This is a genomic window from Corynebacterium sp. ZY180755, from assembly GCF_054331495.1.
In genome coordinates this window covers 994,840-1,017,102 of record NZ_CM135811.1, presented here as the reverse complement: position 1 = coordinate 1,017,102, position 22,263 = coordinate 994,840, and the positions used below count along the sequence as shown (strand labels likewise).

At 53.1% G+C, this 22,263-nt stretch carries 15 protein-coding genes and 1 CRISPR repeat array; of the genes, 8 read left to right on the top strand and 7 right to left on the bottom strand.

The annotated features are described in order from the left end of the window. Positions 1 to 4: 4 nt before the first annotated feature. The 6 genes from ACXM2N_RS04780 (at position 5) to cas3g (ending at position 10,566) form a co-directional block, all read left to right on the top strand. Positions 5 to 400, top strand: a complete 396-nt coding sequence (locus ACXM2N_RS04780; RefSeq protein WP_458490530.1) for a (deoxy)nucleoside triphosphate pyrophosphohydrolase — start codon at positions 5 to 7, stop codon at positions 398 to 400. A gap of 6 nt (positions 401 to 406) precedes the next feature. After that, the gene (locus ACXM2N_RS04775; RefSeq protein ID WP_458490528.1) at positions 407 to 3,319 is read left to right on the top strand and encodes a DEAD/DEAH box helicase; all 2,913 of its coding nucleotides are present in this window, start codon (positions 407 to 409) and stop codon (positions 3,317 to 3,319) included. Positions 3,320 to 4,040: 721 nt separating this feature from the next. Beyond that, on the top strand, positions 4,041 to 4,700 hold the full coding sequence (locus tag ACXM2N_RS04770; protein ID WP_458490526.1) for a hypothetical protein: 660 nt from the start codon (positions 4,041 to 4,043) through the stop codon (positions 4,698 to 4,700). Between the two features lie 27 nt (positions 4,701 to 4,727). Then, positions 4,728 to 5,987 (top strand): type I-G CRISPR-associated protein Cas7, encoded by a 1,260-nt coding sequence (locus tag ACXM2N_RS04765; RefSeq protein WP_458490524.1) that lies wholly within the window; start codon positions 4,728 to 4,730, stop codon positions 5,985 to 5,987. Then, on the top strand, positions 5,987 to 7,213 hold the full coding sequence (gene csb2 / locus ACXM2N_RS04760; protein WP_458490522.1) for a type I-G CRISPR-associated protein Csb2: 1,227 nt from the start codon (positions 5,987 to 5,989) through the stop codon (positions 7,211 to 7,213). Before ACXM2N_RS04765 ends, csb2 begins: the two co-directional genes overlap by 1 nt. Then, the gene (gene cas3g, locus ACXM2N_RS04755) at positions 7,210 to 10,566 is read left to right on the top strand and encodes a type I-G CRISPR-associated helicase/endonuclease Cas3g (protein WP_458490520.1); all 3,357 of its coding nucleotides are present in this window, start codon (positions 7,210 to 7,212) and stop codon (positions 10,564 to 10,566) included. Before csb2 ends, cas3g begins: the two co-directional genes overlap by 4 nt. A 63-nt stretch (positions 10,567 to 10,629) precedes the next feature. Then, positions 10,630 to 11,452: a CRISPR direct-repeat array (repeat unit 28 nt; unit sequence GTCATCCCCGCGTAGGCGGGGGCATTCC). A gap of 380 nt (positions 11,453 to 11,832) precedes the next feature. On the opposite strand, the gene ACXM2N_RS04750 is transcribed toward cas3g, so the two are convergent. After that, positions 11,833 to 13,032 (bottom strand): MFS transporter, encoded by a 1,200-nt coding sequence (locus ACXM2N_RS04750; protein WP_458490518.1) that lies wholly within the window; start codon positions 13,030 to 13,032, stop codon positions 11,833 to 11,835. A 113-nt stretch (positions 13,033 to 13,145) separates the two neighbouring features. On the opposite strand from ACXM2N_RS04750, the gene ACXM2N_RS04745 reads away from it, so the two are divergent. Continuing rightward, positions 13,146 to 13,670: a hypothetical protein gene (locus ACXM2N_RS04745; protein WP_458490516.1), complete on the top strand. Its 525-nt coding sequence runs from the start codon at positions 13,146 to 13,148 to the stop codon at positions 13,668 to 13,670. A gap of 115 nt (positions 13,671 to 13,785) precedes the next feature. On the opposite strand, the gene ACXM2N_RS04740 is transcribed toward ACXM2N_RS04745, so the two are convergent. From ACXM2N_RS04740 to ACXM2N_RS04725, 4 genes are all read right to left on the bottom strand, one after another. Beyond that, positions 13,786 to 14,010: a hypothetical protein gene (locus ACXM2N_RS04740; protein ID WP_458490514.1), complete on the bottom strand. Its 225-nt coding sequence runs from the start codon at positions 14,008 to 14,010 to the stop codon at positions 13,786 to 13,788. A 169-nt stretch (positions 14,011 to 14,179) separates the two neighbouring features. Continuing rightward, positions 14,180 to 15,145: a nucleoside hydrolase gene (locus ACXM2N_RS04735; protein WP_458490512.1), complete on the bottom strand. Its 966-nt coding sequence runs from the start codon at positions 15,143 to 15,145 to the stop codon at positions 14,180 to 14,182. Positions 15,146 to 15,277: 132 nt separating this feature from the next. Continuing rightward, positions 15,278 to 16,252 (bottom strand): nucleoside hydrolase, encoded by a 975-nt coding sequence (locus tag ACXM2N_RS04730; protein ID WP_458490510.1) that lies wholly within the window; start codon positions 16,250 to 16,252, stop codon positions 15,278 to 15,280. Between the two features lie 113 nt (positions 16,253 to 16,365). Further along, entirely contained in the window at positions 16,366 to 17,169 is an 804-nt protein-coding gene (locus ACXM2N_RS04725) for a hypothetical protein (protein ID WP_458490508.1), read from the bottom strand. Positions 17,170 to 17,758: 589 nt separating this feature from the next. Here ACXM2N_RS04725 and ACXM2N_RS04720 point away from each other — a divergent pair. Continuing rightward, on the top strand, positions 17,759 to 19,321 hold the full coding sequence (locus tag ACXM2N_RS04720) for a hypothetical protein (RefSeq protein WP_458490506.1): 1,563 nt from the start codon (positions 17,759 to 17,761) through the stop codon (positions 19,319 to 19,321). Positions 19,322 to 19,355: 34 nt separating this feature from the next. Here ACXM2N_RS04720 and ACXM2N_RS04715 read toward each other — a convergent pair whose 3' ends face one another. Beyond that, positions 19,356 to 20,126, bottom strand: coding sequence for a (2Fe-2S)-binding protein (locus tag ACXM2N_RS04715; protein WP_458490504.1), 771 nt, complete (start codon positions 20,124 to 20,126; stop codon positions 19,356 to 19,358). A 315-nt stretch (positions 20,127 to 20,441) separates the two neighbouring features. Beyond that, positions 20,442 to 22,208: an FAD-binding dehydrogenase gene (locus ACXM2N_RS04710; RefSeq protein WP_458490502.1), complete on the bottom strand. Its 1,767-nt coding sequence runs from the start codon at positions 22,206 to 22,208 to the stop codon at positions 20,442 to 20,444. Positions 22,209 to 22,263: the final 55 nt, after the last annotated feature.

The window sequence follows — 22,263 nt, the reverse complement described above, 5'->3', positions numbered from 1 at the left end:
ATCAATGAAGAAACGCATCAATGTTACTGGCGCAGTTCTAGTTCGAGATGGAAAAATTCTCGCGGCCCAGCGCGGTGACGGTCGTGCATTAGATGGCTACTGGGAATTTCCAGGCGGAAAGATTGAAGAGGGCGAAACTCCAGAAGAGTCTCTCGCTCGTGAACTCAAAGAAGAGCTTCTAACTGATGCCACTGTCGGTGAATTCCTGACTACCACCGAACACGAATACGACTTTGGCGTTGTGGTCCTTTCGACATACTTCTGTAAGTTGACCGGCCCCGAACCACAGCTAACTGAACACCGTGAAGTCCGTTGGGTAGAACCTTCAGAGATGAAGGAGCTTCAATGGGCTCCAGCTGATGTTCCTGCCGTTAACCTCATCATTGAACGGATGTCCTAGATAGATATGAATTGGCAGTCCTCTCCCCTCGCTCAATCCACTGCCTTTGGATTTCTTGACCAGACCACTTTCTATTCTGATCAAGTATTTAACCCTTCACTCATCTTTAACAATGAAGAGCACACGATGCTCGCTGCAATCCGAGATGAGCTGCGCCGCTGCAATCACTTCACCTTTTCGGTCGCGTTCATCTCTTCGTCGGCCCTAGCGATGCTGAAACAGGAACTTCTGAACTATCAGGGCACAGGCCGAATCATTACCTCCAACTACTTAGACTTTAACGAGCCCGAGGTCTTCGAAGAGCTTCTGCAATTGGATCGCGTTGAGGTACTAGTCCATAACGATCAAAAAGCGGGCTTCCACGCTAAAGGCTACGTTTTTCATCACGACAACGGAATTACGGCAATTGTCGGTTCATCAAACCTCACCGAAAGAGCCTTAAATTGTAATCACGAATGGAATCTGAAGTTTTCGGCTTTTCCTGATGGAGACATCGCAGTTCAGCTTTCTGACGCCATCGTTAAGCAAGCGAAAAGCACAGTGCCCCTGACTCGTGAATGGATCTCCAACTACGAAGCTAACCGAAAGGTTCGAGCTTTAGTTCCCGCGCCACTTGCCAACGAACCCCTGCCGGCCGAAGGCACGATCGTTCCGAATTCCATGCAGGTCGAAGCTCTCTTGGAGATTGCTAAGGTAAAAGAGTCGGGCGAGAATAGGGCGCTCATCATTTCTGCAACGGGTACAGGAAAAACGATCCTTGCTGCCCTAGCAGCGCGAGAAGCTCAGCCCAAGAAAATGCTCTTCGTCGTTCACCGCGAACAGATCCTTTCGAAAGCTATGACGGAGTTTCAACGCGTAATGGGCGGATCGCCGAACGACTACGGCAGGATCGTAGGAAAACAAGACGAATCGGATCGTAAATATGTTTTCGCAACCGTTCAGTCACTGAGCCGCGACTCAGTTCTAAAGGACCTAGCTCCAGATCTATTTGACTACATTATCGTTGATGAGGTTCACCGAATCGGTGCTTCCTCATATCAGAAAATCGTTAACCACTTCACTCCCGAGTTTCTTTTGGGTCTAACTGCAACGCCTGAGCGAAGCGATGACTATAACATCTTCGAGTTGTTCAACTACAACGTTCCCTACGAGATCCGACTCCAAGCTGCGCTGGAAGCCGAGATGCTTGTACCATTCCATTACTACGGCGTCACTGACTATGTGAATTCCAGCTTCGAAGTTGTTGATGAAACTTCCTCGCTCTCACGCCTTGTTGCTCCTGAGCGCGTGAAATACATACTGGAAATGATCGAGCGCTATGGACACCCCCGCAATACAAAGGGTTTGATCTTCTGCAGCCGCAAAGAAGAAGCACGTGAGCTATCAGCTTTGCTCAATGAGCAAAGCTTGTACGGTGAACGTTTACGCACACTGCCATTAGATGGTTCGACCCCAATGGAGCAGCGCGAGGCAGCTGTCCGCAGACTTGAAGCCGGCGAACTCGATTACTTGCTCACCGTCGATATCTTCAACGAGGGCATAGATATCCCTGCTGTCAATCAGATCGTGATGCTGCGCAACACTCAATCGAGCATTATCTTCACCCAACAGCTTGGACGCGGTCTTCGAAAATTCACAGGTAAAGATCACCTTAGAGTGATCGACTTCATCGGTAATTACAAAAACAATTACCTCATTCCCATCGCTTTATTTGGTGAAAACTCACGCAACAAAGACCGCATTCGCAAGCACCTCATTGACAACGAACGTGACAACTCCATTGCAGGCATCTCAAGCATCAGCTTTGATGAAATCGCGCAAGCCCGAGTTCTGGCATCAATCCAATCAGCCAAAATCGATTCGATCGCTAATCTGAAGCAAGACATTCAGCGAATGCAACACATGCTGGGGCGCGTCCCAAAGCTAATTGATTTCGCTACTCGCGACGCAGCTGATCCAAAACTTTTAGCAACCAAGGCTGATAACTATTGGGCACTGCTCAGGAAGAAGAAGTTCGTAGATAACGAACCATCTGAAGCAGAGGCACACTTCCTCAATTTTCTCTCTAGTGAGATTCTCGAGGCTAAACGGCCTCACGAATTGGTTCTTCTACGGCTCTTGCTAGAACGTGGAGAAGTTTCAGAGTCTGATTTCATTCGAGAATTAACTAAACTGAACACTTCTACTACCCCAGCCGTTATCAGTGGTGTGGAGCGAGTGATGTCGCTTAAGTTCTACACTTCACAGCAAGCAAAGAAGTTCGGCACAAAGCCGGTGATAACCGAAAGTGAAGGGGTATTTAAGCTCGCAGCGGATTTTGCACGCCTCTACCAGGATGAGAATTCTTCGTTCTCAACCCATGTTGACGACATTGTTGAAACCGGTCTCTTCATTTCACGCCACCACGGTTTCTGGAGCGGTGGCCTCGAAGTTGGCAAACGCTACACCCGACGCGAGGTTTGCCGCATCCTCAACTTTTCGTCGAACCAGGAAAGTACCATTTACGGTTATAAGACTGATGACGCAACACGAACCTGCCCTATATTCGTCACCTATCACAAGGAAGATGACATAACCGACTCCACAAAGTACGAAGACGAATTTCTTGATCCTCAAACACTCCGTTGGTTCACTCGTTCAAAACGAACAACCAAAAGTCCGGAGGTCAAGAAAATCATCGAGGATAATTATCCGCTCTTCGTCTTTGTAAAGAAGAGTGACGCCGAGGGAACAGATTTCATCTACCTTGGCGAAGCCACCCATTCAAATGTTGTCCAGCAACAGATGCCGGGTGGTAACGGTTCAAAGCTTGATGTGGTCCAGATGGATTTGACGCTGGAGCACCCCTTGAACGAAAACTTGTTCAACTACCTTCGTTCAAGCTTGCCTGAGTTGTCTCATTTAAATAGGCCAGATTAATTCCTGACGTAAGCCGATTTTTCAGTTAATTCTCAACCGTACCGACCAGGAAAACTAGGGCACCACTCCGAGAATGCGCCATCGATTTAGATATCACCCAGCGTGAAGGACTAAGCGGTCAATACAGTGGCTCCCAAGAGAATCCCGCGATAGTACTGAGAGTCACAATGTTGACTTTGAACCCCACATTTAATGGCTCCTGACCACAGGAACACATATCTGTTGTAAGAGATGTCAGTTTTTTACTCTCACGAAGGCGCCAAGACCAGCCAGCGGAACCAAGCTATCAACCAGCTAGATGTAGCCTACCTTGACCGGCTCGAGCCCTATGCGTAAACCAGTCCCCGTATCCACACGAACTGACGCCATTTACCGAATAAGCAGCCAAGCATAGCTCTGTAAGTGACAAGCAGATCGACCATTTCCCCACAGGTGCCAGTGCTCTGGGAAAGGTGCGGTACAAATACACCTCTAAGACAGCCGGCCACCCCCAGAAAGCCAGATTACATTCAGTAAACTCACGCAGTGACTGTGAAATGGACGAACCACAAGAAAGTGCCCTAACTCCACTTTCAATTGATTTCCTACCGATTTTCCTAAAAGCCATCATAAATTCCAATAAAATAGGGAATTCAGTGCAGTTCTTATTTCCTCTTTGCAGCGACACGAGCAATTGCGGTTTGCACCTCAAATTGGACACGTTTATTACATGAGGATTCACATGACGATTTCTGCTGTTATCCGCGTCAAGAACGCGAAGCGTCCTTTCGCCAAAGACATCCACCGTCTGCTGATGCGCTCGATTGCTCAAGACAATCTCGCTCCAACAGCCCCTCGTGCCAGTGCGCGTTTACTCTGGCGGCATACTTCAGCTGAGCTCGAGGCACCACATCAACAAGACGAGCCCGAGCTCTTAGTCCAGTTCAATGGCGGGATAACAATTTCAGACCCAAACTTAGAAATCTGCTCAATTACCGAGACCCAGATTCCAGACGGCGGGGAGCACACGATTAAAGGACTGGTTTCGCGCCTTTACCAACCAATGCAAAAACTCAGTGAGTCAGAGTTAGAGGTCCTCCACAAAATGGGACTGACATCGATTCCTACTACTGCTGGTGGAGCAACCCGAAAAGTCCCAATCCCAGCGGAGATTCTGGAACAAAGGCTCAAAGAACGACTAACGAACCGTGGTTTCGAAGTGGGCGATTTATCAGCGCACATACGCGAAGACCTCCGTATTGATTCTTCCCGTAACCGGCGGATTCCAACATGCTGGTTTGAGGCGAAGGTCAAAGCAGATAAGGACACCTTATCCGACCTTATTCTCAACGGTTTCGGTAAAGGCAAAAATTACGGCCTTGGCCTCATCACAGCCCACTAACCCCCACCTATTTCTCCGAGGACAATCATGAACATCCCTGAATCTGGCGTTATTTCTTTCGCTACGAAGTACGAACCAGCTAACGGCCCCGGGGCTCGCATCGCACCGGCTACTTTTGCCGAGGACTCAGCTAAAGGACATCCTGCAGGCCCAGCGTTCACAAAAGATGGTCCTGCTTTAAGGATGTCTGATGAGGGTGCGGTAAAAATCCTTGACGGAACCGAGCCCTCAGTAATCATTGAAAGCCAAGGTTCTCAAACCACCAGAAGCGAGAATCTCCTTTGGGAGCTTCGAGACGAGCTCGATCTGCCTGGAGTGGTTTTGCGTCCTGGAGATGAGAAACTCATCGCCGAAGAACTCGGGAAAAAGATCCCAAAGGAGCTTGCCGAGGAGAAGGATTACTACAAAGAGGCCTTTATGTCTCGTCTGAGGATTCATCACGACCAGACATCATCTTGGACACTCGCCCACCGTCATATAGACGGATTCATTCGTCTAGCTTCAGCAACACGAGATGGCAAGAGCGAAATCTGGCCGAAGCGGGTAGAGCCATACCAACAACTCATTGAGGCTTCTCCGCACAAACTGCGTTCATTACTCCGCATCGCTCCTAACGCTGCCATCTATGGCTACTGGTTGTCCTCAGGTGCACCTATCCTCCATAAGGTTGCAAAGTCTTACTCACACGACATCGTAGGCTACGGTGCTTCACAGGTTCACTACGGTGCAACCAAATCCTCCGATCTCCCGACTGCCTCTGAATTGAAGTTTAATTTCTCCAAGGAAGGCCATCTCCAAGAGGCGAAAAGCGGTAAGGAAGCTTCCAAGCATCTTCTCGGAACGGTTCCGAGTTTCTCGATCGCGACTGTAACAGCGAAAGAGATTCTGGGACGAGGCTCGCTGAGCTTGGGACACCTCCGCTCCATCATCTCAAAGGATCGGTCGCTGTCTGCAGATGAAATCGAGATCATCTTCAGTGCTCTAGCTCATCTCGCTCTTCTTGGGCACGCATTGCGAGAAAACGAATGGGATATTCGATCTGGCTGCACACTCGTACCTGTTGCCCAGCACCACCGTCTCATTGCCGCAGGTAAAGAACCTGAAGCCTTTGAGCTCCCGGATCTAAACACTCTCATCGAGGACACCAAGGCTGCCCTAGCTGCCGCCCAAAAACAAGAACTGATCGGCACTGCAGCCGACCGCGTTCCTATTTACATCAGTAAGTCGTTGCTCAGTGTTGCAATTCCAGCATTCGTGAAATCACTAACTTCTCAAGAGGCGGAATAGTGCTACTGATCCATGTCGATTTCCCCCAAGCGCGCTATTCCGGTCAAACAGCAGCTGGCGACAGTGAGTTTCCTCCGGCTCCGACCAGGCTGCTTAGTGCTCTTCTGTCAAGTGGAAATGAGACAGTTGAGTTTGTTGATGCGGTCCAAAGGCTTGAAGGTGAACGACCGCTCATCCTTGCAGACAGTCTCGAGGCATGCCGAAAGGTTCGTGTGCCCTTGATCTTCGAGCATGGCAAGCACTTCACTGGCGCGGACAACTCTAAGAAAAAGGGGTTCATCGCCGCTGCCGATCTCGTTGAGGGCATCAACGGGAAAGGGCTGGTCCGAACTCTTAGTTTTGCGGACGCAACAGTCATGTCGAGGACACCGCGCGTGTCTTTCGTCTACGCCTTCGAATCGCTCCAAGCTGAAGAGTCAATCGCATCGGTGCTAAGCACTTCTACAGACTACGTAGGATACCTGGGGCGTTCTGAAGACCCAGTAGTGGTCAGTATTGAAGTATCCGATGCGATGCCACAAGACTCACGGGTAGTTTACGAGCCGAACTCCCATGGAGCGTTTTTGCCATGCCCCCTTCCAGGCTTCGTTCAGGCTGCTATCGAGCGTTATCACAACCAGGTACTCCCCCTTCCTACGCACCACACTGAACCAGTCCGCTACTCTCCAACTCGCTCTTCGTTTCAAGATCGAACCTTCATTGCGTTCAGCGTTCCCGTTTCCAAGTCGAGATGGTCCGACCAGCTATACCAGTTGAATTCGCGTGCGGGAGAGGCAGTGTTCTTCCCGTTGACGCTTCGCAGTGGACAGCTTTTCGGCATAGCAGCAATTGCTGAGGACCACGAGGTCCCGGCTCTCACCCAAGAGGTAATGGATACATTCGGCCCAGATGTAGAAGCAAACGACGCCGACCTTTCTTGGTATACCGACAGTTCGGACGCATGGTTATCCCATACACCAGTTCTTGCCAGCAGAAACTCAGTCATCGCTGAAGCTCAAATCCGGACAGATCTGATTGAGAAGACTCCACTTGAGTTCGAAGATTTTGAGGTGTACCTCAAGCCCAATCACCATGACTTGGTCAATTCCAAGCCGGGTTATAAATCTGAGTATGGTTTGAGCCAATGGCAGGTAAAGATTGTCACTACCCAACCAATCACAGGGCCTCTCGCAGTGGGCGCGCATAACAGTGCCGGTTGGGGTTGGATGAGGAGGGCTCCACAATGAGCTATCCAACATTCGAGAAGTTCTTCCTTGCTGTACACGGGTTTGAGCCCTACACCTGGCAAAAGCAACTGGCCGAGCAAGTAGCCGCTAATGGTTGTCTTCCTAGACAGATTTCTGTACCTACTGGTTTAGGAAAGACTGCCACCATAGACATATTGGTTTGGGCTCTTGGCCACCAAATTGCCACGGGAACACGTCGAACACTAGGTCAGCGAATTATCGTCGCAGTCGAACGCCAAGTCATCGTGGATGGAATCTCGCAACATGTCCAGCGTCTCGTGAAAAAGGTCAACGATGACGATTCCGAGATCCTCACTCCTGTGAGAGATGCTTTGAAAACGCTACGCCTCGATGGCGACAAAGCTATTCGACAGACCAGCTTCCACGGATCTCGTCACGATCATGGCGACTGGTTGGACATCACCGGTGTGACCATCATTGCTACAACCGTCACCCAGGTGACACTACGCCTGCTTGGCCGCTCCCCCGCGACTTCTCGTAGTCTCGCACCAGTTCATGCCGCACTCGTAGCTAAAGACGCAACCATCCTCATTGACGAGCCTCAATTAGTTCTGCCTCAAGTTCACGCGATACGAAAGCTCCTGAGTTTTGAAGACGGCCTTTCCCAAATTTGTGTCATGGGAGCAACCATCCAAAGTGGTGTCACGGATAAAGACTCTACCTTTGCGTTCTCGGCGTCTTCAGAGACTTCGCAAGCCTTCGAAAGAATTCAAAATCCAAAACCTGTTTCCGTCACCGTAACTGACGACAGCTTTGTCCACAGAGCTGTCGCACTGGTCAAAGAGGAAATGCTGCGGGACGAGAACCTTGCTATCGGCATTATCGCGAACACAATCGATGCTGCTCGCTCAATCGCCCAAAAGCTCGAGACTCCGGCCCACAAAGCTCATTACTCGCTGAGGGTCCTCACGGGTCATTCCAGAGGCTTCGAGCGACCGGAACCAAGCGAGATCGGGGTGAAGGGTGAAATCCTCGTTGCAACCCAAACTGTTGAAGCGGGTGTCGACTTTTCTTTGGATCTTCTAGTTACTGACGTCTGCCCAATCCCGAACCTACTTCAACGTTTGGGCAGGCTTAATCGCGCCGGTGAATCTCAGAGCCCACATTGTTACGTCGTGATCCCACGAAAAGGCGACAATCTAGGCACCAAAGAGACCCGAGGGATTTACGGAGATTCCGTTTTAGACTCCACTACGGCAGGCCTTTCCAAGTTGAGCGGGGTGACGAACTGGGCAGTTGCCAACCAAACTAAACTAGTAGAAGACGTTGCGGCTAAAGGGAACTGCGAGCCGAAGGATCTTTGGCCTGAAGTCGCTGAGCCAATCGACTGCGACGAAAGAATCGTCCAAGAATTCCTGGGTTCTACCACTCATGGCGGAGGCGACACTTCCGCGTTTTTGCGAGGACTTGACCACAGGGACGAATTCCACGTTCATCTGTGCTGGCGCAGCACACGTCGGATCCCTAGCAAAGTGATTGAGGACCTCAAGTTTAGTGTTTCGACACTCTTTCCAAGCAGCGCAGAGACGATTTCGGTCCCAATCACAGAAGCTCGCACTTTTCTTAAGAACAGACCATTCATCACTCAACGCGACAGCCAGTGGGTCGAAATACTGCCGAGAAACGTCGTACCAGGACAACTCATCGTTGTTGATTCAGCAGAAGGCGGACTTGATAAATGGGGCTTCAATCCGAAGAGCTTCGCAGACGTGCGCGACTTGTCGCTGGCAATAGTCTTACGCGATAAGCTCGGGATGAAGAACCGCAGAGCGTTTCTCACCCAGGATTCTCTCCTTGGGGCGTTCGGGAAACCGAATTCGGATTTCACTGAAGCGATGATGGATCTGGAATCTGGAGAAGCCTCGGGAGCAGAACTGGCCAAGGAGCTTTCAGCTCAGCTGTCTCAGCTCACAGAGACCCCTCTGAAAGTCAGCTACATGCAAGGAAGATTCGTTGCCCAAAAGACCGCCCCGACAGTAACGAACTCAACGATCGTGCCACTTAATGCGCATCTCGCCCAAGTCGGTTCGATAACAGATAGTTACTGCGACCTATTAAAGATTCCAGATCTTCAGGACGATCTTCGTACGGCTGCTTTCTATCACGACTTCGGTAAAGCCACCAGGAGTTTCCAGGCGTTCTTTGGACGTTTAGATTCCGATCCACTGTTAGCAAAAAGCTCCGGTCGCGTTAAACGTGTGCAAAACAGTACCGATCGCTTTTACCTCCACGAACTTGCTAGCGCAAAAGCCATCGAGGAAAACCAACTAGCGAAGTGGCTCGTTCTTGCGCACCACGGCCGTTTCCGGGGAGTTTTCTCAAAGCGCTGGGATACGGTATACGCAACTGAAATGCGCAGCTCTTTGGAAGCTCGCTATGGAGTCTATGGACTGGCGTGGATCGAGACGATCCTGCGTTGCGCCGACTGGCGCGCTTCAGCGGCACCGGATAATTCCTTCATGCTTCCTGATCATGTTGGTGAGGCCCTAGCTGAGTATGAAAACTGCAGTGATGACTTCACAGTTCGGCCCCCTGATCAAACCAGTCAGCTACCTGGACTATCTGGAGCCGACTTACCGAGCTGGTACAGCATAGCGGGGTTGATGGCCGCTCTGGATTACTGTGGCAAATCTGCCCAAGTCAGGTGGGTCAACGGCATTCCAGAAATTAACGCAACCTTGGACACCATAGAGGCTTCTATTACGCGCTTCTTGTCCAAGCTGGAAAGCGACCGAGCTACTGTTGATCTCAAACTTGGGGATTATTCAGAAGACCATCTCGACTGCAAAAACCAAAAACTGCAGATCACTCCCAACAGTTTGAAGGAGCTTTGGCGAGGCTTAGGCTCGGATAATCTCCTTTCGTCTCTGTTTGCCCCTTGGCTCCAATCCTTCGACGGTTCGGAGAAATGGTCACTGATTCTTCCCTTCCTCAGTGCCAATTCCAATGTTATTCCTTCCGAGAAACCCGACGTATCGAGGATCATGAAATGCTTAGGTGATTTGTCCTTCGATCGCCGAGAGGCTCCATCTTCAGACAACATGAATCTTAATGGGTACAGCGTTATTCAACGTCCAAGCTTGGCGCCACTAATCTTCACCGGAGGTTTAGTGGCACTTCCGACCACAGTCCATAGTCTCGGTGCTACAGCAAAGAACTTCAGGCGCCTGCCCCATCCACACCAGTGGGTCTCGCTCGAGGAATTGGTCGCATTAACCAACGCGTCTACGCTCAATCAGCTACCTCGAATGGTCACAATTCAAGGCGAGACTAACGGCGAGAAGGCATTGAAAACTACACCGGCGTACTATATGGACACGCTCGTAAAGTGAAGCCGCTTAGCAAAGTCGTACCGAAATGGCTCTAAGTATTACGAAACGTGCTGTTCATCAAGGGTCATCCCCGCGTAGGCGGGGGCATTCCCTCGGCTTGTTTTTGCATTTCCGCCGTGATCTGGTCATCCCCGCGTAGGCGGGGGCATTCCCCACGGTGATAAGCCGTTCCACATTAAGCGCGGGTCATCCCCGCGTAGGCGGGGGCATTCCCGTATTCATTCCGTGCAAGTTTTCGTTCAATGTGTCATCCCCGCGTAGGCGGGGGCATTCCGATGAATACTGCCAGCTCCGCTGGAAGATCATTGTCATCCCCGCGTAGGCGGGGGCATTCCTGAAACTGACAAATACAACGAGCTTTGCTCCACGTCATCCCCGCGTAGGCGGGGGCATTCCCGCTGTGGTGCGCTGTGAAACGCCCTCAGAGATGTCATCCCCGCGTAGGCGGGGGCATTCCCCGGAATAAGCGCAAAGGCGACCGCGCAGAGCGGTCATCCCCGCGTAGGCGGGGGCATTCCGTTCGGCCTGGGGTCGGTGTGGTCGCTTTCCTTGGTCATCCCCGCGTAGGCGGGGGCATTCCCAAGGCCATGCGATCATGATCCCACTCGTGAATGTCATCCCCGCGTAGGCGGGGGCATTCCTCGCACTACGGAGAAGATTCGCGACTGGAAGCGGTCATCCCCGCGTAGGCGGGGGCATTCCCCAAGCTGGGACTGACTGGAAGGCGACCCAGCAGTCATCCCCGCGTAGGCGGGGGCATTCCCGGTGACCTTCAGCGCCGTAACGCTGTTGCGTAGTCATTCCCCGCGTAGGCGGGGGCATTCCCGACACTGGCTTCTTAGGTCAAGTGGTCGCACCGTCATCCCCGCGTAGGCGGGGGCATTCCCTACTACTGGACTGCAGTAGTAGCGCCTTTTAAAAAGATTGGCGTCCCCCACTAGGAGCGTTTTCTCTACACTGGGTGTTGTTGCGGGTCAGATCAAAGTCTAGATAGTCTGGGTACTCACCAGTTGACCACATGATCCTTGTACGCGGCACTTCTTCCTCATGCGGTACGTTGCGAAGGTAGCCGCCGTCCCACTGTGTGTAGTCGGCTATTTCTATGCGGGCTGAAAGGCCAGAAGGTGACTTAAAAGGAACAACCCGCAGCCGTTGGTAGCCCAGCTGATGCAAATGTTCCACTGTTTCCAAGAGAATGAAGATGTCTTTTTGGACCAATCTCCTGTGGGACCCCATTATTAACTCTTTTTCTTTCGTTTTTGCGTGCTAGTCCTTGACCAAGGTTTCCTCAGCAAAGAGCCAAGCGGTTGCAGCGACAAGGGTGATGGCGCCGCAAATGACAAACGCTGGGCTAAACCCCCACTGCTCGGCCACAAGGCCGATCAGGATCGGCCCCAGGATGACACCAAAGTCTTGTGCCATCTGGAAGTTGGCGAGCACCTTACCGCCGGAGCGATCACTACCCACCACGTCGGCAAGTACCGCTTGTTGGGCGGGATTGAACATGCCAGCGCCGAAGCCCGCACAGGCAGAGGCGATCATCAACGTGACAAATACGTGAGCAAAACCGAATACAGCGGTAAAGACGCCGTTGACAATGAGGCCCGAAATGATCATCGGTTTACGGCCAATTTTGTCCGCAAGGTTGCCAGAGAATTGCAGAGCAAGAGCGTTGCCGGCGGCGTAGGCCGCGAGTGCGAAGCCAGCTATGGCAGCGCCGTTATCAAACACGGCAGCGGCGAATAGGGGCACGGTGGCCACACGCACACCAAAGTTGACCCAGCCATTAGCAAAAGCACTGGTAAGGGCCGCCCGGTACGCGCTGGAAGCAAACGCGTCGCGGAATGACATCGCAGGCAGGTTAGAGTCCTTCGCTTGTTTTGCGCCGATGCTTTTCGGCATACGCCACCACACCACAAAAGCGGCGAGCAAAACGGAGACACCATAGATAATGAACGGCCACCGCATGCCCAGCACGCTGAGCGCTGAGCCGAGGATAGGGCCAAAGATATTGCCAAAAAGAAAGCCAGAAGCGTAGGCGCTTGAAGCCCTACCGCGGATCCGTTTAGGAGCTAGTTTCACAATGAGCCCCATCGCGGACACGGTGAACATGGTGGAACCAAAACCGGCAATCGCGCGCAGAGCGATGATGTGCCAATACTCCTGGGCAACTGCAACCAAACCGGTTGTAACGGCCACCGTGATAAGGCCCGTTAGATAAACCTTCCGAGAGCCGATGGAATCAATCAGACTGCCGGACACGGGTGCAAAGAACAGTCGTGTACCAGCAAAGACGGATACGACAGCGCCGGCCGCAGCCATGCCCACACCAAAGCTGGTAGCAAATTGGGGAATGATCGGCGCGATAATGCCGTATCCCAAGGCGATGATGAAGGCAGCGGAGACCAAGACCCAAATCTCTTGCGGAATCTTTGGTTTGGAGGTTTCTTGCGTTGGAACAGTCACCACTTGAGTGTAGTTCGAATTTGAAGAATTACTAAGCAGACCCGTTGACCAGTTCGAACAGTTGTTCTAATTTAGTGCTATTGATGTCAGCGCCCCGGAATAGAGTGCCACCCATGAAGAAAATTCAGAAGTTTACCCGCATGAAGAAGAGTGTTCATTCAACGCATGAGAACACTTATGACGTTGGTGAGATAGCCACTTTCGTAGCGCGCTGCCACCCTGAAGTAGTTGAGTCGCTTAACTCCGTGATTCGTCACCCACGTTCGCTTGCACGCCCAACACCGTCATGGCGTCCGCCAAGCAAGTCCTTACCAGCTCTTCCTGGTGCAGACGGGCTTACTGCCACTGTCACTAGGCACCGCGTAGGACCACGAGTGCGCGCACGGATGAAAGGATTTGGCGCTGCTACCCCACCGGCTTATCTCATCAGTGTTCGCATTACCTCACCTGAGGCTCATCACATATACCCAGAGGTTGCAGAAGGATGGATCCGGACCCTCGTTAGTGAACGAAACGCACACTGCGTCCACGTCTTTGATGAGGATAATGCGCCGACTTTCCTCTGGATGGTTGATGGTGATTATCAGCCAATGCGCTCACCGGCAGCCCTCTTTGAAAAAGAAAGTAAGGCCGCCTAGCTGGATAGTTTTAAGCCGGCACCCCAGTTTCGCTGGGGTGCCGGCCTTTTGTTGTCGGCAGAACTTTTTGTGGCCGAGCGCTGTAGTTTACTCAGTTTCAGATTTGTGTGGATTGTCAGATGAGGCCGTACTTGGCGGCGTCTTCAATAGGAACCGTGAGATCCGCATCAACGTCAGCGTAAATTCGGCCCTGGCAGGTTTGGCAGATCCACATCCGGCGGGCACCGGAGTAGTTCAAACTATCCCAGCCCACCAGATACGTTCCCGGCATCTGCCAGCTATGCCCATTGGGACACATGAGTGGATGGCGTTCAACAACTGGTCCAAGTGCTTTCTTCATGCCCGACAGTATGACAAACACATGCGACATGGCTTCGTGTGCGGGTAAATAGCCAGCTTGAGCGCCTATTTCTTAGCAGTAGATCCGGTGTGTTTTTATGGCGGGTTTACGCTGAGCGGTGAGCGCCAGTATTTCCTGCCATGGGCTGGTTCGTAGCACTTTGACTGAACTACAAATGCTGTTTCAGTTCCTTGAGCGCGCGGGCAAACTCGGCATGAGCTTTGTCAAAATCCACATTTGTCACCAGGTGGGCGGTCTGTTCGCGGCCCCAGCGGTTCTTCAAATCCACAATCGTCTGGCCACGGGTGAGCTCAGAGTCAGCCTCCACATCAATGGCTACAGTGATGGTTTCATGCGGCACCTTGTCCATGGCCAGCATGCACGCCAGCAGATCATGGATCTGGGCCTTGTTGCCTATTCCTACGCCTTGGTGGAACTCGAAGTAGAAGCGCATCACTTCATTCAGAGTCTCCGCGATCTTGGTTCCCTCAACGTTGGCGACCAACGTCGCAAGCTCATCGGGATCAATGGTGTACTGCTCCGTCATCTCCAGCGCGCACACCATGATATTGAGGTTAGCGTTGAAGATTTCTTTAGCGGCGTGAGGATCACACCACGAGTTCCACTCCGCCACCGGTGTGGTGTTACCCGGATAGTTGTAGGCTCCACCCATGAGAGAAACCCGCTGCGGCTTCTCGTTGTTGCGGATGTACTTCGCCAGATTTGTTGCTGGGCCAGTGACAATGACGTGCGTCTCGGGATTCTGCGTGAGAATGTCTTTCCACAGCTGTTCCCACGGGCGTGGGGCCAGTGTGTCGTGCAGGCCCTCTGGTGGGATGACGTACCCCAAGCCCTTAGGGCCGTGGATTTCTGGGATCGTCTCCAATACGACCTTTAGCGGCTTAGTCTCACCTTCCGCCACAGGGATATCCTCCAGGCCGCACAAGTTCAAGATGTAGCGGGTGTTCACAGCGGTTTCGGTTGAACCCACGTTTCCCGCAGTAGTGGTAACGCCCTTAATCTCGATGTCACCTGCCAAGTGCAACGACGCCAAATAGATCACGGCCAGGGAATCATCAATACCCGTATCGCAGTCAAGAAGGACGGGAATGGGAGTTTTGCTTGGGGTGGTCATAACGACCAATGTACAGGCCACACATCGAAGATGCGTGATATTGAGCACTCTTTGACTCCCGCCACGGGCATTTTCTTAAGCTGACCGGCCTGAGTTCGCGCGTGCAATGGTGTCCTTTTGCGTGATTGCGGTTTAAAGGGTCAAAGCTTTTTCGAATTCGAGGTGCGCTTGGGCGTAATCAACGTCCGTGACAAGGTGCGCAGTCTGAGGCCGCTGCCAATGGTTTTTGTAATCGGCCACGGTGGTTCCACGCATCAGGTCAGAGTCAGCCTCCACGTCGATAGCTACATCGATGGCGCTGTAATTCACCCGCCCCAGGGCGATCATGCACGTTAGAAGGTCATGGATCTGCGCGAGGTAGCCCTCACCCACTGATTGGTGGAACTCGAAGTAGAACCTGAGCATAGGCTCCAGAATCTCAGCCACGCCACGCGCCCGCGTACTTCCAGTTGAGGTGAGGATTTCTTGGTATTTGCTGAGCTTTTCTGGGTTTACGGTAAACCCCTCAGTGACCTGCAGGGCGCACACCGTGATGTTCAGGTCCGCTGTGAACACTTGCTTGGCAGCGTGCGGATCAACCCACGTGTTCCACTCCGCCGTGGCTGTGGTATTTCCTGGGTACTGATAGGTGCCACCCATGAGCGTGACGTTTTCCGGTTTGCCATGATCTTTTAGGTAGACAGCCAGATTCGTGGCCGGCCCAGTCACGATCAGCCGTGTACGAGAATCGGCTACAAGCACCTCTTCCCAGACATCCTGCCACGAGCGTGGATCCACGCAATCGCGTAAGTCCAGTGGTGGTTGCACGTAGCCTAGCCCGTGCGGGCCATGAGTTTCGGGAGTAGTCACCAGCGGCACCTTCACCGGCTGTGGCTCACCCGCAACTACAGGCACACCCTCTACCCCACACAGGTTGAGGATGTAGGCGGTGTTGGTGGCCGTTTGCGCTACGTCAACGTTTCCCGCCGTGGTGGTAACAGCCTTGAGCTCAATCTCCCCGGCGCAATGCAGCGCTGCGAGGTAGATGACAGCCAGTGCGTCGTCGATACCGGTATCGCAGTCCAGCAGCACGGGGATGGGCTTTAAGGAGTGCTCAGAATGGCTCATGGGTTTAAAAACTAGCATGCCCACCGCGGTCATCTGCTACCAGATACGCCAAGAGCCCAGTGGAAACTGGGCTCTTGGGGGCGTCGGAAACGCAGTGCGTGACTGCTTAGGCGTTAGTCCTCGTCGTCATCCTCATCATCGAGGTAATCATAGTCATCGTCTTCCTCGTCGCCGTGATCCTCGCCGTAGATGTCATACACGTCCGGCTCGTCATCGTCCTCATCATCGAGCGGGACCAGCTGCTCCTCCCAATCTGCGGCTTGATCAGCGGCTAGGGACAGCACATCAAAGAGGCGATCAAAGTCCGTGAACGTGCCAAGATTGAGCACCTCATCGGTGAACTCCCCAATCTCTGCCGTGACGTCATAGAAGAGGCGCTCGCGGGCTTCGTCGGTGAGAACTTGGTCAGCGTCATCGTCCCAGAGCTCCTCAATAGCCTGGTCAACGATCTCATCGAAGGTCTCACCAAAGGCCACGAAGGTGACGCTGGCGGTGGGAACGCCATCCCTGGCCTCCACCAAGACCTGGATCTCAGAAGTCTCAGTAGCCTCCGCGTGCACCATGTTTGCATTCACTGGGTCTTGGAAGAACTCCAGATCAGCAATGCGCTCATCCGTGCCCTCCAACAGGTCACGCAGTACCGTCACCACTTGGTCAGTAGCAATGTGCTCAGCTACCGCCGCAACAGCGTCCTCCACTGAGAACACAACTGATACCAGTGCGGCCTCAAAGTCCTCATCATCCTCATCTACATCTGCAGCAGCAATGTAGACGTTGGCTGCCGGCACGTGCGGATCAATCTCCACGAACTGGATCTCAATCTCGGACGTGATGGGCACAAACATGACGTCATCATTCACACGGGACTCAATGCCCTCAGCATCAAGCGCGCCTGCGATGTCCTCAAAAAAGCTCATGATTTTAAGTGCAGCCTTCCCTATAGGGGTTCTAGGTTGAAAGAACAGGCAAAGACAATTACCGCGTTCTCCTTGCCTAGCCTAGTGGGGATTAGTGGCCTATGCCTACGAACGACTGTCCAAAATTGCGTACGCCCTATTTTTCACTGCTGGCTCACCTGTTCTTTACTGCGAAATACCCACCAAATGGTTAGACTTTCCCTAAACTTCTTGTTTGGATTCCTTACAGCAAGTAACCAAAAACAAAAGCGCCACGGATATTGGGTACGCTGAACCGGTAAGCGTTAAAACTGCCTCACGATTGGAAGTGGCCCATGGCTGCAAAAGACACGAAAGCGTCAAGGGAGAAAAACAAAAACAGGGGGCACTCAGTGCAGCTGCCTGAGGATTACTCCACCGAAACGCTTCCTGAGTGGCGTTTAGCTACATTCTCCCTCATCTTTCCGCTGGCATCTCAGGCCTTTGGTGCCGACCCCAAGTCGGGAATGTTCATAGAACTAGATACAGAAAAATCCGGCTTCGCGCTCGGACGTGACGAAGGCGTGCGCAGTATTGTGTCCGCAGTAGAAAAAATAGTGGCTCCGGTTTTGTGGCTCCTAGCAACGACGAAGCTTCAAGTAAAAGAAATGAACACTGGGCCTACTACAACGAAGCTTCCAACCGTTTCAAAGGGCCATTCCACAAAGCTATCGGTGCAGAAGCTTTTCACCCTGAATCACTAGAAGACGCAGGCTCCAAGGCACGTTGCTACCACAAGATCTTGGGCAGCCAGGAGTTCAACCTGCCAATACTGTCCGCAGAATCTACGGCATACCTCAAATCAATCGAACTAATCCAATACCGAGATTCTCTATCCGCTGACAACTCACTTGGCACTTCAACAGACATTGTCACCCGTTATCTCGTTCTAAACGTGTGGGGCGAAAACCTCTCTTCCTTCCAGCTTGCCAAACTTTCCGAGGGGCTTGAACGCCCACGTAACGGCATGCTCATTGAAACAGAAGCTTCTGATGACTTACTGAAGTATTGCAACGACGAGTTCAATCCACAGTGGTTTAAACCGCTGCCCTACTTTATGGATAAAGCCTTATCAGAGCTCAAACGAGGATTCACTGCCTCAGGGTATGATGCCCCTTCCTTGAAGTTAAAGGCCGGCGGATTTCTAGTACCCACGGCAGCCTCCGCCCCCTCCGATTCACTTCCTGTACGTCTTTCCCCGCTGCGCGTCGCAATGGCAATCCCCGGTAACTCAGCTGCTCGAACAGAACCCAAGCTACTCAGCGATGCAAAAGGAAAGAATTCTCCCGCCGAGTGGACTCCTGAGCTCCAGTGGGCGTGGCTACTTTCAACGGGCTCGGACACCTTTGTAGCCAACATCCCATCTCAGAAACTGAGTAACGCTGAAAAATCCGCTATCACCAGCATTGAAACGTGGACCATGTGGGCGTCAGAAGAAGGCATCTCCGCAGTACGCAGCTGCCCGCCGTCCAACGTCTCCCCGCGCTACTGGTCAATTGTGACCACTCGCTACCTGGACCTGATGATCCTCTTGCTGCGCACCACCATCGTGATGGACAAACTTACCGAGGACCTCAGTATGCAGGCTATGAGATTCAACCATGAAATGGGCAAAATCGGCACCCTAGAAGATTCCCAAGTAGACGAGGCCAAGTTCAAGGTACTCAACGACGCCTACGATAAGCTGCAGTCCATTCAGCAGCAGTTCCTCGCATTCCGCAACGATCTGTGGTTCAACTCCGTGCCAAAGCAATCAGTAGACTCCGAGGTCTTCCTCAAAACCCGCCAAGCGCTGGGACTCGATGTTATCTACCAAGATTTTCTAGATGAGATGGCGTCTCGGGCGACCATCTACGAAACCTCGCACTCAATGTTGCGCTTGGAACGAGAAAACAAACGCAAAAAGGACCGCGAACTCGACCGCGATAAAAAAGAGAAGGTGGCGGAGAAACAGAACACTCTGCTTTCCATAATCACAGCCGCACTCGGTGGAGGTGCCTTGGCTGAAGCCTTGGGGCTGTACCGTGACAGCGTTCCATGGCTAGGTATGGTAACCGGCTCACTCACCATCATGGCGATCGTGGGGTGGGTCGTGTGGGTAGTCATGAGCAAGAGTAAGAACGAAAAACAATAGACGCTGCGCTAACCAGCGGGTGCCTGCTTGCCTTCTAGTACATCTCCGCCGCGGCAATGATCTTCGCGGCGCGCTCGTCCTTGTCCTGATGTGGGCAGGACGTACAGATCCCCGCCTTAGGCGAGTGATAGATCATGCAGCAGCTCACGCGCCGGGTGAAGATGTAGTCTGGTTCCTCATCTTCTTCCACGTCTTTGATTTCCCCGAAGTCCACCTGCTCAAACTTCACGTTCGGCAGGTTGACGCCGGCCTCTTCCTTCAGGCCACCAAGGACTTCAGTGACAATCCTCATCGCCTTGTTAGTCTCAAATTCTTCATTGCCCGCGCCCATCGCCGGCTGCGAGACACCATCAGCAATGACCGCCCACAACGGCGCCGGACGAATGCCCGTGAGTGTGCCCATGGCCTCCACGATCGGCGCGAAGGAACGCGCGATCGACCTTCCCGTCTCTTCGTACGACGCGGTCTCTGCCTGCGGAGTGAAGCCGAACCAGTAGCCCTCGGTTTCACGGGCAAAAAGGGTGCCCGTAGCAAAATCCAGATTTGGCTTTAGATCCGACGCCACCATCAGATACACCGACGGTGTGAGTACATCGCCACAAAACGTGTACAGCCACAGCTGCGCACGGTGGCGCTCCTCCTCGAGCGCAAAAATCTCCTTACTCGCCGCAATAGCCGTGCTCATAGTCGGCTCGCTAACAAGATCAGCTAAGTCAATGACCTTGGTGGTGGGCATGAGCGACGGAACGAACCGCGCGTGGGCGCTCTTTAGGCGTTCAAGTGCGTTGGCTAGCTTCTCGCTCACGGTATCCCCATTTTCTTTCCTCAGCTGCGGTGGTTCCGTGTTCTATTGTTGCACTTCGTGCGCCGCCTCAGTAATTCCCACCACCATTACTGTCCATTACGTGCCAGCTAAACATCCTGAAGGGTCTACTCGGTGAGGTGTTCGCAGGGGATCTCGGATTGCCTGTAGTTCTACCGAGATTTCTCTAGGGCGTGGGATTCCTCTTGGATGCGGCGCCCAGGTTGGCGGAACCGTCATGAGCGCCACACCTACCCCCTAGCCGGTAATGAGGGATCTCACCGGCCGTAACCGACGCAGGGGTTGAGGGACCTGCCGTTAGAGTGGAAGTTTGCCTAGCGCTTCGCCCACTCGCTTGCCGGAGTGAATGCAGCCCCCAAGGAAGGTGCCTTCAAGGGCGTTCTTTCCGTGCATGCCACCGCCGCCAAAGCCGGAGGCCTCACCGCAGGCATAGAGCCCTTCCAGTACCGTGCCGTCCTCATTAAAGCAGCGGCCATCCAAATCAGTCTCAATTCCGCCCAGAGTCTTTCGAGTAAGCACATTCAGGCGTACGGCAATGAATGGGCCATGCTTTGGGTCCGCCAGCTTGTGTACTCCAGCAGTGCGAACGATCTTGTCCCCCAAGAAACCGCGGGCGGTTCTGATGTAGTTGACCTGAGCATCCTTGCTGAACGGATTGCCCACCTGGCTGTCACGATCTTCCACGATCTTCTTGAGCTGAGCGGCGTCAATGGTTGGCGCATCTTCATCGGTAATGGCATTCATCTTTGTGGTGAGTTCCTCAAGGGTGTCCGCGATGCACCAGTCAATGCCGTTATCCATGAACGCTTGGATAGCCACGTGAGTCTTAGGGCCCAGCTTGCCGGCGAGTTTCTTGAAATCCTTGTCTGTGAGATCAGGGTTTTGCTCACTGCCGGAGAAGATGAACTCTTTGTCCACGATGGTCTGATTCAACACGAACCAGGAGTAGCCATGGCCCGTGCGCCCGATGTGGCTCAGCGCTGCAATGTTGTCAGAGCCTGGAAACAGGTTGGTGGGCAGGCGGTTTCCTTCCGCGTCGAGCCATAGGCTCGATGGGCCGGGGATGATGCGAATGCCGTGGCCAGGCCAAATGGGATCCCAGTTGGTCATGCCTTCAGGGTAGTGCCACATGCGGTCCGTATTAACCAGGTGTGCGCCTGCTTCATTGGCAATGTCAATGCCCTTGCCGTCCACGTGCGCAGGCACACCGGTGACCATGTGCTCTGGGCACGGACCCCAGCGGTCATCCGGCCACATCTCGCGCACCTTGTCCAAATTTCCGCCGATTCCGCCGGTGGCAATGACTACCGCCTGAGCGCGCAGCTCAAAACTACCTAAGACATCCTTGTTTGATGCAACACCTCGCTCCTCATTGTGGTCGGCGAGGGTGTTGCCCTTCACGCCTACTACCCTGCTTCCGGTTTCATCCTTGATCAGTCCGGTGACCTGGTGCCTAAACAGCAGCTGGATCTTGTTGTCTTTTTCAAACTCTTCCAGTTTCTCCCTGAACACGCGCACCACCTCAGGGCCGGTGCCCCACGTCAGGTGGAATCGCGGTACGGAGTTACCGTGTCCGGATGCGTTGCCCGATCCGCGCTCGGCCCAGCCGATGGTGGGCAAGACATTGAGCCCCAGTTCTTTGAGGTACTTCCTCTTCGGCCCGGCGGCGAACTTCACGTAGGCTTCTGCCCACTTGCTTGGCCAGTGATCGTTGGCAGCTACGGTGCCGTCCTCATTGACGTCGAACTGCGCAGTGTTCATCCAGTCCCGGCGCGCCAGCTCGTAGGAGTCCTTGACACGCATCACCTTCTGTTCCGGCGAATCAACGTAGAAAAGGCCGCCCAAGGACCAGAAGGCTTGCCCACCAAAGTTGTTGCGGTTTTCTTGCTCAACAAAGGTGACCTTCTTGCCCGCCTTGGCAGCTTCGTAGCCGGCGACCATGCCGGACAGGCCAGTGCCCACGATAATGACGTCAGGCGTGAATCCGGAGGCGGCGTCTGGGGTGTGTGCTGCGTGCTCTGGGCTGTGTACTGCGTGCTGAGGAGTGTGTGCTGGTGTATTCATGCATGCCAATATAGACAGTTTCCACCCTTTTTGTGCTCTCAATCACATTTTACGG